We start from the raw sequence: 13,952 nt of genomic DNA on the forward strand, positions 1-13,952 counted from the left end.
CCCGCCCGCAGCCGTGCACGGGCCGTCGGCCCGCCGCCCCCGGCCAAATCCGGGGCGGCGGGCCGCCGCCTCTGGCGTAGACCCCGGTTCACCTCGAAACCGGTGACCGCATCCCCCGCAAACCCCGCTTTCGGGACGCCTCCACGATGTCTCGCTCTCCCCGGTAAGGCACCCCATGGCCATTTTCCTCCAGCTCATCGCCTCCGGCGTCGCGGTCGGCATGATCTACGCCGCCATCGCCTTCGGCTATCAGCTCACCTTCGCCACCTCGAAGACGCTGAACTTCGGACAGGGCGAGGCGCTGGCGCTCGGTGCCCTGTTCGGGCTGACCATGGTCCCGTTCGTCGGGTACTGGTTGATGATCCCGCTGGTCCTCGTGTTCGGCTTCGCACTCGGCGCGGTCGTCGAGCGGCTCGGCGTGCGCCCGGCCGTCAAGATCAAGTCCGAGTACGGATGGATCATGGCGACCATCGCCTTGGGCATCATCTTCCGCAACGTGGCGGAGAACATCTGGGGCCGCGACGACCTCAAGTTCCCCTCGCCGTTGAGCGAGGAGGCGATCCAGGTCGGCGGCACCCGCGTGCTGCCGATGGAACTGCTGATCGTGGGCGGCGCCCTGCTGATGATGCTCGCGGTGGAGATCTTCAACCGCAAGTCGATCTGGGGCAAGGCGGTGGTGGCCACCTCCAACGACATCGACGCGGCCGGCCTGATGGGCATCAACACCCAGAAGATCATCACCCTGTCCTATTCGATCAGCGCGATGACGGCGGCCTTCGCCGGCGTGCTGGTGGCCCCGGTGACACTCACGGGCGCCACGATGGGCTCGGTGCTGGCGCTCAAGGCCTTCGCCGTGGCGATCATCGGCGGCCTCGAATCCGGCCTCGGCGTCATCGTCGGCGGCCTGATCCTCGGCGTCGCCGAGACGCTGACCGGATTCTACATCTCGACCGGGTACAAGGACGTGCCGGGTCTGATCCTCCTCCTCGTCGTCCTCTCGATCCGCCCCGTCGGGCTGTTCGGCAAGGCCGTGATCAAGAAGGTCTGAGCGTGACATCCTTCGCCCCCCTTTGTCGCGGCCGCTCCAGGTCCGTTCGCCCCCGCCGGACCGGAGCCTGACGCCATGGCACAAACGACCGTCGCCCCCGCGGCCTCACCCGCGACCGCGCCCCGGCCGAGCAAATCCATCGGCCTCCTCGGCGCGCTCCTGCTCGTGGTGTTCCTCGTCGCCTTCCCGCACGTGGTCACGAGCTCGTATTACATCCACCTGCTCGTGGTGATCGCGATCTATGCGATCCTCATCCTCGGGCTCGACATCGTGGTCGGCTACACCGGCCAGGTCAGCCTCGGGCACGCGGGCCTGTTCGGGGTCGGCGCCTACTCGGCCGCCGTCCTGTTCCTGCACTTCAAGCTCGGCCTCTGGTACGGCCTGTTCGCCGGGATCAGCGTCACCGCGCTGTTCGGCCTCCTGCTCGCCGTGCCGGCCCTGCGCGTCACGGGACCGTATCTGGCGATGGTGACCCTCGCCTTCGGCACCATCGTCCAGATCTTCATCAACGAGCTGACGCCGCTCACCAACGGCCCCCTGGGCATCACCCTGCCGCCGGTCCGCGTCCTCGACTTCTCGCTGATCGGGATGCAGGCCCCCTGGGGGGCGGCCGGGCGCAAGCTCGAGTTCTACTATCTCGTCTGCGCCGCACTGCTGCTGACCATCGTCGTCGTGAACCGCATCGTGCGCTCGCCGTTCGGGCGCGCCTTCGAGGCCCTGCGCGATTCACCCATCGCCTGCGACTGCATGGGCGTGAGCGTCTACCGCTACAAGGTCTACGCCTTCGTCATCTCGGCCGCCCTCGCGGGGCTGTCGGGTGCGCTGTACGCGTGGTCGGAGCGCTACGTCGCCCCCAACTCCTACGGGTTCGAGCTCACGGTGCTGTTCCTGCTCGCGGTGACGATGGGCGGGCGCAAGTCGCGGGCCGGGCCGCTGATCGGTTCGGCGATCATCGTGATGATGCCCAACATCCTGGCCGACATCGAGCTCGTGCGCATCATGGCCGGGGTCATCGCCCTCTCCGCCCTGATCGTCGGCGGCCTCGCCTTCCTGCGCAAGCAGGAGAACCGTTTCACGATCCTCGTGCCGGTGGTGCTCTGCGTCCTGTTCTTCCCCGCGACGCTGGCCCTGCAGTCGGTGACGGACTTCCGCCTCACCGTCTTCGGCCTGATGATCCTGTTCGTGGTCTACTACCTGCCCGACGGCATCGTCGGCTTCCTGCGCGAGAAGATCCCGGCCCTGCGCCCGGCCCACACCGCCGAAGGGCGCACCCTGACGGGCGAGGGCGCCGCCCTCGTCGCCCAGCGCGGCGGGGCGGACGCCGATCCGCTCCTCAGGATCGACTCCGTGCTGATGCAGTTCGGTGGCCTCAAGGCGCTGGCCGGGGTCGACATCGCCGTGCGGCCGGGCACGATCCACGGGCTCATCGGCCCCAACGGGTCGGGCAAGAGCACGATGATGAACGTGCTCACCGGCATCTACAAACCCACCGGCGGATCGGTGACCCTGGCCACGGTGGCGGGAACGAAGCGCCTCGACGGGCAGACGCCCTCCGACATCGCCGCGGCGGGTGTGGCGCGCACCTTCCAGAACGTCCAGCTCTTCCGGGAGATGACGGCCCTGGAGAACGTGCTCGTCGGCCTCCACCACGCCTTCAAGGGCAACATCGTCGACGCCATCCTGAGCACGCCCCGGCGGCGGCGCGAGGAGAAGGAGGCCAGGGTCCGCGCCATGGCGATCCTCGACTTCGTCGGGCTCGGCAGCCTCGCCCAGGTCGAGGCCCGCAACCTCCCCTACGGCAAGCAGCGCCTGCTCGAGATCGCCCGCGGCCTCGCCCTCGATCCCGTGCTGCTCCTGCTCGACGAGCCGGCGGCGGGCCTCACCGCCCCCGACATCGCCGACCTCACCACGATCATCCGCAAGATCCGCGACGCCGGCATCACGGTGATCCTGATCGAGCACCACATGGACGTGGTCATGGGGCTGTGCGACCGCGTGAGCGTCCTCGACTTCGGCCACAAGATCGCCGAGGGCGGTGCCCGCGAGATCCAGAAGGACCCCAAGGTGATCGAGGCCTATCTCGGCAGCCCGGTCTCGGACCAGGAGCCCGTCCATGCTTGAGGTCACCAATCTCTCGGCCGGCTACGGCCAGATCGAGGTCCTCCACGGCCTCTCGTTCGAGGTGCTCAAGGGCCAGGTCGTCACGCTGATCGGCTCGAACGGCGCGGGCAAGACCACCACGATGCGGGCGCTCTCGGGCATGATCCGCCCGCGCAGCGGCTCGATCCGCCTCAACGGGCGCGAGATCGGCGGCCTCGAGAGCCACGACGTGGCGAGCGCGGGCCTCGCCCATTCGCCGGAGGGGCGGCGGGTGTTCGCGACGCTGAGCGTCGAGGACAACCTGACGCTCGGCGCCTTCCCGCGCCTGACCGGCTCGCGCCCGAAGGGCGACGTCGGGGCCGACCGCGACCGGGCCTTCGAGCTGTTCCCGCGCCTCAAGGAGCGGCGCAGCCAGCTCGCCGGCACCCTCTCGGGCGGCGAGCAGCAGATGCTGGCGATGGGCCGGGCCCTGATGCTGCGTCCCGACATCCTGCTCCTCGACGAACCCTCGATGGGCCTGGCGCCCAAGCTCGTCGAGGAGGTGTTCCGCACCATCCGGCGGCTGAAGGAGGAACAGGTGACGATGCTCCTCGTGGAGCAGTTCGCCATGGCGGCTCTCGGTGTGGCCGATCATGCCTACGTCCTGGAGAACGGCCGCATCCGCTTCCAGGGCCCGGCCGCGCAGCTGCGCAACGATCCGGCCGTCCAGTCGGCCTACCTCGGCGGCGGCCACTGATCCGAGGACCGGCCGAGGCCGCATCCGGCGATCGCCTCGGCCGCGGACGGGAGATGACGATCGCGCCGAATCGGCGCGGTCGCTTCGGCCGAGGAACGGAGCGTCCCAGCCTACGGACCTCATTCCGAGGTGCCGGAGCGAAACGGAGGCCGCGGGGTGAGGTCGCGGTCGGAATCGTCGCCGTGTCGACAGGAGGCTCCGATCCGGCCGCCTGCACTCGGCCCGTCAGCGCCGCCGCAGCCGATGCAGGACCTCGCCGACGATGCCGCGCCGGAACAGCAGCACGCAGGCCATGAAGACGAGGCCGGTGATGATGGTGACCGGGAAGGACGAGGTCGCGAAATAGTGCTCCAGGGCGGCCACGAGGGCCGCGCCGACGACGGGTCCCGGCAGCGTCCCGATCCCGCCGAGCAGCGTCATCAGGATCACCTCGCCCGACATCTGCCAGGCGACGTCGGTGAGGGTGGCGAGCTGGAAGACCAGGGCCTTGGTGCCGCCGGCGAGGCCGGCGAGGCCGGCCGACATCACGAAGGCACCGAGCTTGTAGCGGTCGACCCGGTAGCCCAGCGAGATCGCCCGCGGCTCGTTTTCGCGGATGGCCTGCAGCACCGCGCCGAAGGGCGAATGCACCACCCGCCAGACCGCGAACAGCCCGAAGGCGGTAATGGCCAGCACCACGTAGTACAGGTTCAGGTTCACCGAGAGGTCGATGAGGCCGCCGAGCAGGAACCCGCGCGGCACGTTCTGGATGCCGTCCTCGCCGCCGGTGAAGGGCGCCTGCAGGCACACGAAGAACACCATCTGCGCCAGGGCCAGGGTGATCATCGCGAAGTAGATGCCCTGCCGGCGGATGGCGAAGAACCCCATCACGAGGCCCAGGAGCGCACCGACCGCGGCCCCGAACAGGATGCCGAGTTCCGGAGGCCAGCCCCACACCTTGAGGGCGTGGGCGCTGGCATAGGCGCCTCCGCCGAAGAAGGCCGCGTGCCCGAACGAGAGCAGGCCGACATAGCCGATGAGCAGGTTGAAGGCCGCCGCGAACAGCGCGAAGCACAGGATCTTCATCAGGAAGACCGGATAGATCGCGAACGGCGCGGCGACGATGCAGGCGAGCCCGAGCACCGCCAGCCCGGTGTAGAGCGCGCGGTTGAAGTCGGACCGGCGCGCGGGCACCGCGGCGGCGGGCATGAGGTCGGTCGGCCGCGCATCCATGGGATCAGCCCTCTCGTCCGAACAGGCCGGCCGGGCGCACCAGGAGCACCGCGGCCATCACCACGAAGATCACGATGCTGGAGGCCGGCGGATAGAACACCTTCGTCAGGCCTTCCAGCACGCCCAGCGCGTAGCCGGTGAGGATGGCGCCGCCGATCGACCCCATGCCGCCGACCACGACGACGGCGAAGACGATGATGATGAGGTTGGAGCCCATCAGCGGGCTGACCTGGTAGATCGGCGCGGCCAGCACCCCGGCGAGACCGGCGAGACCCGCGCCGAGGGCGTAGGTCAGCGTCAGCAGGCGCGGCACGTTCACGCCGAAGACCTGCACCAGCGTCCGGTCCTCGGTGGCGGCCCGTAGGTAGGCACCGAACTTGGTGCGCTCGATCAGGAGCCAGACGGCCAGGCAGATGACCACCGAGGCGACGACCACGAAGCCGCGGTAGATCGGCAGCACCATGAAGCCGAGGTTCTTGGCGCCGACGAGTTCGTCGGGCGTCGCATAGGGCTGCCCTGCCGCACCGAACTGCCAGCGGAAGGCGCCCTCGATCGTCAGGGCGAGCCCGAAGGTGAAGAGCAGCCCGTAGAGCGGGTCGAGGTCGTAGAGCTTCGAGAGGGCGGCGCGCTCCACCACCAGGGAGGCGGCCCCGACGACCAGGGGGGCGACGAGCAGCGCCCACCAGTAGCCGATCCCGAGGTGCTCCAGCAGCAGCCAGGCGACGAAGGCGCCGAGCATGTACTGCGCGCCATGGGCGAAGTTGATCACCCGCAGGAGACCGAAGATCACCGCGAGGCCGAGGCTCAGCATCGCGTAGAACGAGCCGTTGATGAGCCCGAGCAGGAGTTGTCCGAGCAGGGCCTGGATCGGTACGCCGAAGATCGTCGTCATCGCGTCAGACACCCAGCAGTTCGTGAAGCCGGTCGAGGCGGCCCTCGACCTCGTCGGAGCGGAACGCGTCGACCACCACCCCGCCCTCCATCACGTAGAAGCGGTCGGCGACGCGGCGCGCGAAGCGGAAGTTCTGCTCCACGAGGAGAACGGTGAGGCCCCGTGCCTTGAGCTGGATGAGGGCGGCGGCGATGCGCTGGACGATGACGGGGGCCAGCCCCTCGGTGGGCTCGTCGAGGAGGATCATCTTCGGCCCGGTGCGCAGCACCCGGGCGATGGCGAGCATCTGCTGCTCGCCGCCCGACAGCTTGGTGCCGGGGCTCAACCGGCGCTCCTTCAGGTTTGGGAACAGCGCGTGGATCTCCTCCACGCTCATGCCGCCCTCGGCGACCTTGGGCGGCAGCATCAGGTTCTCGGCGACGGTGAGGCCGGCGAAGATGCCCCGGTTCTCCGGCACGTAGGCGAGGCCGGCGCGGGCCGGGCCGTGCAACGGCATCCGCGTGAGGTCGCGGCCGTCGAAGCTCACCCTGCCGTCCCGGCGCCCGACGACGCCGAGGATCGAGCGCAGGGTCGTGGTCTTGCCCGCGCCGTTACGGCCGAGCAGGCACACGGTCTCGCCCTGGCGGACGTTGAGGTCGACCCCGTGGAGGACGTGGCTCTCGCCGTACCACGCGTGCAGGCCGGCGACGTCGAGGAGAGCGGGGCCGGCGGGAGCGACCGCCGCCATCGGCACGGGGTCGTGGGCGCCCAGGTCAAGCATCCTCGGACCCCATGTAGGCCTCGCGCACGCGCGGGTCGCGGCTGACCGCGTCGTAGCTTCCCTCGGCCAGGACCTCGCCGCGGGCGAGCACCGTGACCCGGTCGCAGAGGTCGGCCACCACGGACAGGTTGTGCTCGACCATCAGGACGGTGCGGCCCACGGCGACGGTGCGGATGAGCTCGCTCACCCGGCCGATGTCCTCGTGCGCCATCCCCGCCATCGGTTCGTCGAGGAGCAGGAGGTCGGGCTCGAGCGCCAGCGTCGTGGCGATCTCCAGGGCGCGCTTGCGGCCGTAGGAGAGATCGGCGGCCTCGGAGCCGGCGTGCGATTCGAGGCCGACGTCGGCGAGAAGCGAGCGGGCGCGGTCGTCGAGCCCCGACAGGACGCGGCTCGACCGCCAGAACTGTGTCGTGAGGCTCGCCTTCCGCTGCAGGGCGACGCGGACGTTGGCGAGCGCCGTGAGTTTGGGAAACACCGCCGAGATCTGGAACGAGCGCACCAGCCCGAGGCGGGCGACATCGGCCGGCGGCAGGGCCGTGATGTCGCGCCCGCGATAGACCACCCGCCCGGCCGTCGGCTTGAGGAACTGGGTCAACAGGTTGAAGACCGTGGTCTTGCCGGCCCCGTTCGGCCCGATCAGCGCATGGATCGAACCTTCCCGGATCGAGAGATCGACGCCGTTGACGGCCTTGAACCCGCGGAACTCCTTCTTCAGGCCGGTCGCGGTGAGGATGGGGGCGGTGGTCATCGTGACGGGCCTTCGCCGGACCGGATCTCGATTCCGATGGATCGGCACGCCCCGCTCCTCCCCTTCGCGGAGAGGCGTTGGACGTGGGGGTGGTTCCACCGGGCTCGAGCATGGGTCGCCCGGCCGCCCCTTCCCCCTCCCCTCAGGGGGGAAGGGATACCTACGCCGACCCCCGCCATCATCACTGCCCGATCGACGGGCAGCCGCTGTCCTCGGCCTTGCCGAAGGCCTCGGAGCCGGGGATGGTGGCCAACAGCTTGTAGTAGTCGTAGGGGCCCTTGCTCTCGGCGGGCTTCTTCACCTCGAACAGGTACATGTCGTGGACCATGCGGCCGTTGGCCTGGACGCGGCCGTCCTTGGCGAAGACGTCCTGCACCGGTAGTTCGCGCATCTTCTTGGCGACGGCCTCCGCATCGTCGGTGCCCGCGGCCTGGACGGCCTTGAGGTAGTGCGTCACCGCCGAGTAGGTGCCGGTGTGGATCATGTTCGGCATGCGCTTGGCGCGCTCCTGGAAGCGCTTGCCGAACGCCCGGGTCTCGTCGTTGAGGTCCCAGTACCAGCCTTCGGTCAGCGTCAGGCCCTGGGCCGCCTTGAGGCCGAGACCGTGGACCTCGGCGAGGGTGAACAGCAGGCCGGCGAGGCGCTGCCCGCCCTGGACCAGGCCGAATTCGGAGGCCTGCTTGATGGCGTTGGCGGTGTCCAGCCCGGCGTTGGCGAGGCCGACCACCTTGGCGCCCGAGGCCTGGGCCTGGAGCAGGAACGAGGAGAAGTCGTTGGCGCTCAAGGGGTGGCGGACCGATCCCTTGACCTCGCCGCCCTTCGACTTGACGTATTTGGTGGTCTCGCTTTCCAGCGAGTAGCCGAAGGCGTAATCGGCCGTGAGGAAGAACCAGGAGTTGCCGCCTTGGGCGACCAGCGCACCGCCGGTGCCCACCGCCAGGGCCCGGGTGTCGTAGACCCAGTGGAAGCCGTAGGGGCTGCACTGCTTGCCCGTGAGTTCGGTGGTCGCCGCCCCCGTCACGATGTCGATCCGGCGTTTCTCCTTGGAGATGCCCTGCACGGCCAGCGCCACCGACGAGGTGGTCAGCTCCATGATCGCGTCGACCTTGTCGACGTCGTACCACTGGCGGGCGATGGAGGAGGCGATGTCGGGTTTGTTCTGATGGTCGGCGGTGATCACCTCGACGGGAACGCCGTTCACCTTGCCCCCGAAGTCCTCCACGGCCATGCGCGCGGCCTCGAAGGAGGACCGCCCGCCGAACTCGGCGTAGACGCCGGACTGGTCGTTGAGGATGCCGATCTTGACGGTTCCGTCGGAGATCGTCTGCGCCGTGGCCGCCATCGGCGTCAGCGCGGTGGCGGCGACCAGGCTCGCAACGCAGGCGAGTCCGAGATTGACCTGTCCCATCGATGTTCCTCCGGTCGGGGCGTCGGCTCGTCGGCCGGCCCTCTGGTGCTTGAGGCGTCCCTTTTCGGGTCCGCGATTCTCTTGGGCAGTCGCGAGGGGGCCGCGATACGCCGATACCGTCGAAGCTAGACCATTTTCGCGCCGGATGGCGCTGGACGTCACGAGAAAAACACACGCCATCCCGGAAGAAAACCGGCCCCGCGCGAACGGAGCCGGCCCAGGGACGCTCGTCAGCTCATGGTGGGCATCGTGAACTCGGCGCCCAGGCCCGCCCCGTCCGGCCAGCGCACGGTGGTGGCCTTGAGGCGGGTGTAGAATCGGACGCCCTCGGGACCGTGCATGTGGTGGTCGCCGAACAGCGAACGCTTCCAGCCGCCGAAGGAGTGGAACGCCATCGGCACCGGGATCGGCACGTTGATGCCGACCATGCCGGCCTTCACCCGCGTCATGAAGGTGCGGGCGATGCCGCCGTCGCGGGTGAAGATCGCGGTGCCGTTGCCGAACTCGTGCGCGTTCACGAGCTCCAGCGCCTCGCCGAAGGTGGCCGAGCGGACGATCGACAGCACCGGCCCGAAGATTTCCTCGCGATAGATCCGCATGTCGGGGCGGACCCCGTCGAACAGCGATCCGCCGATGTAGAAGCCCTGCTCGTAGCCCTGCAGCGACAGGCCGCGCCCGTCGACCAGGAGGTTCGCCCCTTCCTCGACGCCGGTGTCGATGTAGGACGAGACCTTGTCGAGATGCGCGCGACTGACGAGCGGGCCCATCTCGGCTTCCCCGTCGGTGCCGGGGCCGATCTTGAGGGCGCGGACCCGCGGCACCAGCCGCTCGATCAGGGCGTCGGCGGTGTCCTTGCCGACGGGGACGGCCACCGAGATCGCCATGCAGCGCTCGCCGGCCGAGCCGTAGGCCGCCCCCATCAGCGCGTCGACGGCGCCGTCGAGGTCGGCGTCTGGCATGATCACCATGTGGTTCTTGGCGCCGCCGAGCGCCTGGACGCGCTTACCGGCGGCGGTGCCGGTCCTGTAGATGTGCTCGGCGATGGGGGTGGAGCCGACGAAGGAGATCGCCTGGACCTCGGGGTGTTCGAGGAGCACGTCCACCGCCACCTTGTCGCCGTGCACCACGTTGAAGACGCCGTCGGGCAGGCCCGCCTCCTTGAGGAGCAGCGCCAGTTCGACGGCGAGCGAAGGGTCCTTCTCCGAGGGCTTCATCACGAAGGTGTTGCCGCAGGCCAGGGCCACCGGGAACATCCACATCGGCACCATGGCGGGGAAGTTGAACGGCGAGATGCCGGCCACCACGCCCAGGGGCTCTCGCGCACTGATCACGTCGACGCCGCGGCCGACCTGCTCCGAGATCTCGCCCTTGAGGACCTGGGGGATGCCGCAGGCGAACTCCACCACCTCGAGGCCGCGGATGACCTCGCCGCGAGCGTCCGACAGCACCTTGCCGTGCTCGGAGGTGATGATGGCGGCCAGGCGATCGATGTTGCGGTCGACGAGGTCGCGGAAGCGGAACAGCACCCGGGCGCGGATGTGCGGCGGCGTCGCCGACCAGGCCGGGAACGCCTTGGCCGCGGCCTCGATCGCCGCAGCCGCCTCGGCCGCCGTGGCGAAGGGGACATGGGCGGTCACCGCCCCGGTCGCCGGGTCGAAGACCTCTCCCCGCGTCTCGCCACGTCCCTCGACGCTCTGGCCGCCGACGAAATGCGGGACGATCCGGGTGGAAGCTTGCTGATGTGCGGATGAGGCCATGACGGGCGTCCTTCGACTGTGAGCGGTCAGGCCTCCCAGGCCTGTTCGTAGAGGGTCGCGATCTCGGCAGCGGACGGGATGCGCGGGTTGTTGGCCGGCGAGCCAGAGGCCAGGGCCTGTTCGGCCATCACCGGGATCAGCGCCCGCCAGCGGCCCTCGTCGAGGCCGTAGGCGCGGGGGCTCGGAACTTCGAGATCGCGGTTGAGCTGGCGCAGCTCGGACACCAGACGCGCTACGGCCTCGGCATCGTCCGTCGCCGCGCTCGCCAGGCCCATGGCGCGGGCGCAATCGGCGTAGCGCGCCGGGGCGGCGCTGGCGGAGAAGGCGGTGACCACCGGCAGCAGCATGGCGTTCGAGAGGCCGTGGGCGACGTGGAAATGCGCGCCGATGGGCCGGCTCATGCCGTGCACGAGGGCGACGCTGGCGTTCGAGAAGGCCATCCCGGCCTGGAGCGCGCCGAGCATCATCGCCTCGCGGGCGGGCCGGTCGCCGGGCTCGCGGAAGACCGTGCGCAGGTTGGGCGCGATCGCTTTCATCGCCAGGAGCGCGATGCCGTCGGAGAACGGGTTGGCGCGCCGGGACACGTAGCCTTCGATAGCGTGGGTCAGCGCATCGATGCCGGTGTCGGCGGTGAGCCTGGCGGGCTTCGACAGGGTGAGCTCGTAGTCGACGATGGCCGCGACCGGCAGGTAGGCCTGGCCGATGCACAGCATCTTCTCGTCGGTGGCCTCGTCCGTGACGATGGTGAAGCGGGTCGCCTCCGAGCCGGTGCCGGCGGTGGTGGGAATCGCGATGACGGGAAGGCCCGCCCGGTCCTCCACGTGCGGCGCCTTGAGGGCCCGCATCCGCCCGCCGCCGCGCGCGGCGAGCACGGCCACCGCCTTGGCGGTATCGATCGGGCTGCCGCCACCGAACCCGATGACGCAATCGTGCCGGCCGTCGCCCATCGCGGCCAGCGCCAGGGCGACGGAGGCCTCGGTCGGATCGGGAATGGCATCGGCGAAGACGGTGGCGGTCATCCCGGCACCCGCGAGCGCCGCCGTCAGGCGGTTCGCGGCCGGTTGGCCGGCAAGGAACCGATCGGTGACGACGAAAGGGCGGGACACTCCGAGATCGCGTAGGACGTCGCCGACATCGCCGAGCGTGCCCGCACCGATGCGCAGCACCCGCGGCAGCGCGATGGCCGCTCCTGCCATGGCTTCATCTCCCTCGACGTATGACGCGACTCTCTTCCGATAGCCGGACGGCGCGCCTTGTCGAGACGACGTTAGCATTGACACCCGCGCACAGACACGGGAACTCTCGCGCAGTATCTGTGCGGAAATACGCGACCCGATGCCGAAGTCCTTCAACTGGGACGACCTGCGGTTCTTCCTCGCCGTCGCCCGCTCCGGCACGATCTCGGGCGCCGGGCAGCGGCTGGCCACCGACCATGCCACGGTCGGCCGCCGCATCACGGGGTTGGAGGCGGCGCTCGGCGCCAAGCTGTTCGAGCGCAACCCGCGCGGCTACAACCTCACCCAACCCGGCGAGCGGCTGCTGGCCTCGGCGCAATCCATCGAGGCCGAGGCCCTGAAGGCCGAGCGCGACGTGGCCGATGCGGATCTCGCGGTGGCCGGCACGGTCCGGATCAGCACCCTCGAGGGCTTCGGAAACTTCTTCCTCGCCGGACGGCTGCCGCGGTTCGCGCAGGCCAACCCGAACCTCGCGGTGGAGCTCATCGCGATCCAGCAGATCGTCGCCCTGTCGCGGCGCGAGTCCGACATCGCCGTGACCCTCGATCCGCCCCAGAGCGGGCGCTTCGTGCGAGAGCTCCTCACCGAGTACGTGCTGTTCGTCTACGGCGCACGCACCTATCTCGCGGCCCATCCACCGATCGCGACCCGGGCCGATCTCGCCGGGCACACCTTCGTCGGCTACATCGACGACCTCGTCTTCATGCGGGGCCTCGACTACCTCGACGAGGTCGGCGGTCGCCGCATCAAGGCCCGTGTCCAGAGTTCGAGCCTGCATGCGCAGATGGAGGCGACGCTGTCCGGCCACGGTCTGTGCGTGCTGCCGGCCTTCATGGCCGCGCGGCATCCGGAGCTGACGCGCGTGCTTCCGGGCGACATCTGCCTGCGGCGCAGCTACTCCCTGGTGACGCATGCCGACGTCGCCGAAACGGCGCGCGTGCGCGCCGCCCGCCGCTTCATTCGCGAAGAGGTCGAGGCCGCCAGCGACCTCTTCCTCGGCCGCTCACCCACACATCATCCGAAAGGACCGTCATGACGCCGACCGCTATCGCTTTCTTGGGTCTCGGCAACATGGGTGGCCCGATGGCCGCCAACCTCGTGCGGGCGGGTTACCGGGTCATGGGCTTCGATCCATCCGAGGACGCCTGCGCCGCGGCACGCGAAGCGGGCATCGGGATCGCGCCCGCGCACGAAGCCGTGGCGCAGGCGGCCGTGGTGGTGACGATGCTTCCGAGCGGTCGCCATCTGCTGTCCGCTCTCACCGACATGCTGCCTCACCTTTCACCCGGCTCCTTGCTCGTCGACTGCTCGACCATCGACGTCGACAGCGCACGTGCAGCCCATGCGCTCGCCACCGAGGGCGGCCACCTCGGCCTCGACGCTCCCGTCTCGGGCGGGGTCGGCGGGGCCAGGGCCGCGACCCTGACCTTCATGGTCGGCGGATCGGGGGCGGCTCTCGAGCGGGGCCGGCCGGTCCTCGAGGCGATGGGCCAGAGGATCGTCCATTGCGGCGCCGGCGGCGCGGGTCAGGCCGCCAAGATCTGCAACAACATGCTGCTCGGCATTTCGATGATCGGTGTCGCGGAAGCGTTCGTCCTGGCCGAGCGGCTAGGGCTGTCGCATCAGGCCCTGTTCGACGTCGCCTCGACCTCCTCGGGGCAGTGCTGGTCGCTCACCAGCTATTGTCCGGTGCCGGGCCCGGTGCCGACGTCACCGGCCAACGACGGCTACAGGCCGGGTTTCGCCGCAGCCCTCATGCTCAAGGACCTGCGGCTGGCCGCCGATGCCGCCACGGCGACCGGCTCGCCGACGCCGCTGGGGGCGGCAGCGGAAAGGCTCTACGCGGCCTTCGTCGCAGCCGGCGAGGGAGGAACCGACTTTTCCGGCATCGTTCGTCATCTGAGGGACAACGGCGTCACGGAATGAGCGGTGTTCCCATCATTTTACTTTGCCCAAGACACACGAAAGCCGGCCCGTTTTTGGCGGGCCGGCTTTCGTATGGTTCGGTGTGTGTATGGGGTAATGATTTTGGTTGCGGGGACAGGATTTGAACCTG

The 13,952-nt window shown here is 69.5% G+C and carries 12 protein-coding genes; 5 read left to right on the top strand and 7 right to left on the bottom strand.

Going from position 1 to position 13,952, the window contains the following annotated elements:
• Positions 1–175 precede the first annotated feature (175 nt).
• From ASF39_RS07365 to ASF39_RS07375, 3 genes are all read left to right on the top strand, one after another.
• Positions 176–1,048 (top strand): branched-chain amino acid ABC transporter permease, encoded by an 873-nt coding sequence (locus ASF39_RS07365; RefSeq protein ID WP_055887306.1) that lies wholly within the window; start codon positions 176–178, stop codon positions 1,046–1,048.
• A gap of 75 nt (positions 1,049–1,123) precedes the next feature.
• Complete coding sequence (locus ASF39_RS07370) at positions 1,124–3,169, top strand: branched-chain amino acid ABC transporter ATP-binding protein/permease (protein ID WP_056282318.1); 2,046 nt, start codon at positions 1,124–1,126, stop codon at positions 3,167–3,169.
• Positions 3,162–3,884, top strand: a complete 723-nt coding sequence (locus ASF39_RS07375) for an ABC transporter ATP-binding protein (RefSeq protein ID WP_055887316.1) — start codon at positions 3,162–3,164, stop codon at positions 3,882–3,884. The genes ASF39_RS07370 and ASF39_RS07375 overlap by 8 nt, the downstream gene beginning before the upstream one ends.
• A 225-nt stretch (positions 3,885–4,109) precedes the next feature.
• Here ASF39_RS07375 and ASF39_RS07380 read toward each other — a convergent pair whose 3' ends face one another.
• From ASF39_RS07380 to ASF39_RS07410, 7 genes are all read right to left on the bottom strand, one after another.
• Positions 4,110–5,072: a branched-chain amino acid ABC transporter permease gene (locus tag ASF39_RS07380; protein WP_055887481.1), complete on the bottom strand. Its 963-nt coding sequence runs from the start codon at positions 5,070–5,072 to the stop codon at positions 4,110–4,112.
• 28 nt (positions 5,073–5,100) lie between these two features.
• Complete coding sequence (locus ASF39_RS07385; RefSeq protein WP_055887319.1) at positions 5,101–5,988, bottom strand: branched-chain amino acid ABC transporter permease; 888 nt, start codon at positions 5,986–5,988, stop codon at positions 5,101–5,103.
• Positions 5,989–5,992: 4 nt separating this feature from the next.
• The gene (locus ASF39_RS07390) at positions 5,993–6,715 is read right to left on the bottom strand and encodes an ABC transporter ATP-binding protein (protein WP_056282321.1); all 723 of its coding nucleotides are present in this window, start codon (positions 6,713–6,715) and stop codon (positions 5,993–5,995) included.
• 25 nt (positions 6,716–6,740) lie between these two features.
• Positions 6,741–7,496 (bottom strand): ABC transporter ATP-binding protein, encoded by a 756-nt coding sequence (locus ASF39_RS07395; protein ID WP_055887328.1) that lies wholly within the window; start codon positions 7,494–7,496, stop codon positions 6,741–6,743.
• A gap of 181 nt (positions 7,497–7,677) precedes the next feature.
• Positions 7,678–8,838, bottom strand: a complete 1,161-nt coding sequence (locus ASF39_RS07400) for an ABC transporter substrate-binding protein (protein WP_055887484.1) — start codon at positions 8,836–8,838, stop codon at positions 7,678–7,680.
• Positions 8,839–9,134: 296 nt separating this feature from the next.
• On the bottom strand, positions 9,135–10,661 hold the full coding sequence (locus tag ASF39_RS07405; RefSeq protein ID WP_056282324.1) for a CoA-acylating methylmalonate-semialdehyde dehydrogenase: 1,527 nt from the start codon (positions 10,659–10,661) through the stop codon (positions 9,135–9,137).
• Between the two features lie 26 nt (positions 10,662–10,687).
• A complete protein-coding gene (locus ASF39_RS07410; RefSeq protein ID WP_056282327.1) occupies positions 10,688–11,857 on the bottom strand; it encodes an iron-containing alcohol dehydrogenase in 1,170 nt (389 codons plus the stop codon).
• 139 nt (positions 11,858–11,996) lie between these two features.
• Between ASF39_RS07410 and ASF39_RS07415 the strand changes: the two genes are divergently transcribed.
• Positions 11,997–12,932: a LysR family transcriptional regulator gene (locus ASF39_RS07415; RefSeq protein ID WP_056282330.1), complete on the top strand. Its 936-nt coding sequence runs from the start codon at positions 11,997–11,999 to the stop codon at positions 12,930–12,932.
• The gene (gene mmsB / locus ASF39_RS07420; protein WP_056282333.1) at positions 12,929–13,822 is read left to right on the top strand and encodes a 3-hydroxyisobutyrate dehydrogenase; all 894 of its coding nucleotides are present in this window, start codon (positions 12,929–12,931) and stop codon (positions 13,820–13,822) included. The genes ASF39_RS07415 and mmsB overlap by 4 nt, the downstream gene beginning before the upstream one ends.
• The last annotated feature ends 130 nt before the right edge of the window (positions 13,823–13,952 follow it).

Source organism: Methylobacterium sp. Leaf108 (assembly GCF_001423265.1).
GTDB lineage: Bacteria > Pseudomonadota > Alphaproteobacteria > Rhizobiales > Beijerinckiaceae > Methylobacterium.